The 2,316-nt window shown below is 69.3% G+C and carries 3 protein-coding genes; 1 reads left to right on the forward strand and 2 read right to left on the reverse strand.

All coding sequences use genetic code 11. The features are described from left to right. Positions 1-44: 44 nt before the first annotated feature. Positions 45-1,313, reverse strand: a complete 1,269-nt coding sequence (locus ACWGIU_RS35940) for a L,D-transpeptidase (RefSeq protein ID WP_453712287.1) — start codon at positions 1,311-1,313, stop codon at positions 45-47. A gap of 134 nt (positions 1,314-1,447) precedes the next feature. After that, positions 1,448-1,789, reverse strand: coding sequence for a hypothetical protein (locus ACWGIU_RS35945; protein WP_453712288.1), 342 nt, complete (start codon positions 1,787-1,789; stop codon positions 1,448-1,450). 107 nt (positions 1,790-1,896) lie between these two features. Between ACWGIU_RS35945 and ACWGIU_RS35950 the strand changes: the two genes are divergently transcribed. Beyond that, positions 1,897-2,253: a hypothetical protein gene (locus ACWGIU_RS35950; protein WP_453712289.1), complete on the forward strand. Its 357-nt coding sequence runs from the start codon at positions 1,897-1,899 to the stop codon at positions 2,251-2,253. The last annotated feature ends 63 nt before the right edge of the window (positions 2,254-2,316 follow it).

Consider the following 2,316-nt stretch of genomic DNA (forward strand, 5'->3'; position numbering starts at 1 on the left):
CCCCATGAGGGATCCCCGCCGTCCGGCGTGCGCGGTGCGGGATGTCAGGCGGCCGAGCCGGCCTTCCACTCCGCCCAGCCCATGTTCCAGCCGTTGAGGCCGTTCTCGGGCTTGATGACCTTGTCCGGGGAGTTGATCACCTCGACCACGTCGCCGATGAGCGAGTTGTCGAAGAACCACGCGGCGGGCTGGTTCGGGTCGCCCGCGCCCTTGGCGTCGTTCAGGCCGACACAGCCGTGGCTGGTGTTGGCACTGCCGAAGACCGAGTCGGCTCCCCAGTAGTTGCCGTGGATGAAGGTGCCGGACTGGGACAGCCGCATGGCGTGCGGGACGTCCTTGATGTCGTACTCGCCCTTGCCCTCACTGTCCTTGAAGCCGACGGTGGAGCCGTCCATCCGGGTCTCCTTGAACTTCTCGGAGATCACCATCTGGCCGTTGTAGGTGGGGTTCTGCGGGGAGCCCGCCGAGATCGGGATGGTCTTGAGGACCGCGCCGTCCCGGGTGACCGTCATCGTCTTGGTCTTCACGTCGACCTGGGAGGTCTGGCTGCGGCCGATCTTGAAGGTGACGGTCTTGTTCTGCACGCCCTGGACGCCGGGGGCGCCCTGGACGCCCTCCAGCGCCAGCTTCATCGTGACGGTGGAGTTCGCCTGCCAGTACTTCTCCGGGCGGAAGTCCAGGCGCTGCGCGCCGAACCAGTGGCCGACGACTTCCTGGCCGCTGGTGGAGGTGACCGAGATCGCCGCCTGGACGGCCTTCTTGTCCTGGATCGGCTTGTTGAAGGTGATCGAGACCGGCATGCCCACGCCGACCGTCTGGCCGTCGTCCGGGATGAACGAGCCGACGAAGCTGTTCTCCGGGGAGACGGTGGTGAAGGAGGCGTTCTCGTGCGCCTCGCGGCCGTCAGCGTCCTTGGCGGTCGCCGCCAGGGCGTACTTCGTGGAGCGCTTCAGCGCGGCGTCGGGCTTCCAGCTCTTGCCGTCGGCGGCGATCTTGCCGGCCACGGCCGTGCCCTCGCTGGTCTTCAGCTCGACCAGGGTGAGGGTGCCGTCGGCGACGGCGACGTTGGCCGCGTCGTTGAGGCCGACGTTCGTGGCCCCGTCCTTCGGCGTGATGGTTATTTTGGCCTTGGAGGTGTCCTTGGCGGCTGCCGCGTCGGCGTCCGCCTGGGCCTTGCCGGCCTCGGAGCCCTTGGGCTTCGCGTCGTCTCCGCCGCCGCACGCCGTGAGCATCAGTACCCCACCGAGCACCGCGGATATGGCCACCAGGGACCTTCTCCGCCGCATACTGTCCGTCCTCACACGCCACTCCATCGTTGCCGGATACCCCGGAGGCTGGCCGTCCCCGGGGTTGGCCGGGCAGGGGGCACACCCCCTGCCTGGTCCTGACAACGCGTTAACGGCGCCGGCCGGTTCCACATTCCGTTGGGATGTGGTCCACCACACGGTCAGGCGTTGTCGGGTTCCTCGTCGAAGTCCCCATCTTCCTCGTCCAGGTCCCACTCCATGGACTCGGGGTCGTATTCGACGGGCTCGCTGCTCCAGGAGGCCTGCGCGAGCTCCACGCCGGGGATGTCCGCGACCAGGTCAGTGGGGTCGACGAGGTAGGCGAGGGCCTCCGACTCGTCCTCGCGGACGGCGGACTCGGCGTGGCCGCGCTCCTCGTCCGGCATGAACTCGTCGGCCTTGATGTGCGCGAGCGCGGCTCCTGTGAGTGCCGCGACATCCGGCACCTCCAGTACCAGATCCACCCGAAGTCGTACGTAACGTGATGTCTCAGAAGAGTTCATACGACGGAGCGTAAGCCCGCGGAAGCCCCGACTTTCCCACGACCCGCCCCTTTCCGTAGCATCACCGCACACGGCCAATTCGCTGCTGCCACAAGGGGGATCGCACCGTGTCCGCACGCCGACCGCTGCTCACCGCTCTCGGAGCGACCACCCTCCTCGCCGCCCTGTGGTTCGTACCCTCGGCGGGCGCCACCTCGGCCGGTGCCGAGGAGACCCGCTCCGGTGTGCCCGCGGGCGCCGACGCGGCCGGGGCGGCCACCGACGTGACCGGCTCCGCCGACTCCGTCTCCGAGGCCCCCGGAACGGTCACGGGTACGACCGCCGGGCCGGCCTCGCACCCGCAGTCCCTGCTCGCCGACACCGGATCCGTGGACACGACCCCGTACCTCCTGGGCGGCACCCTCTTCCTCGGCGTCGGGGCGGGCTTCGTGGCCTTCTCGATCCGCCGCTCGCACGCGCCCTAGACACACGAAGGGCCGCCCCGGGGACGGATGATCCCGGGGCGGCCCTTCGCCGCGTGCGCGGCC

The organism is Streptomyces sp. NPDC054840, from assembly GCF_053611065.1.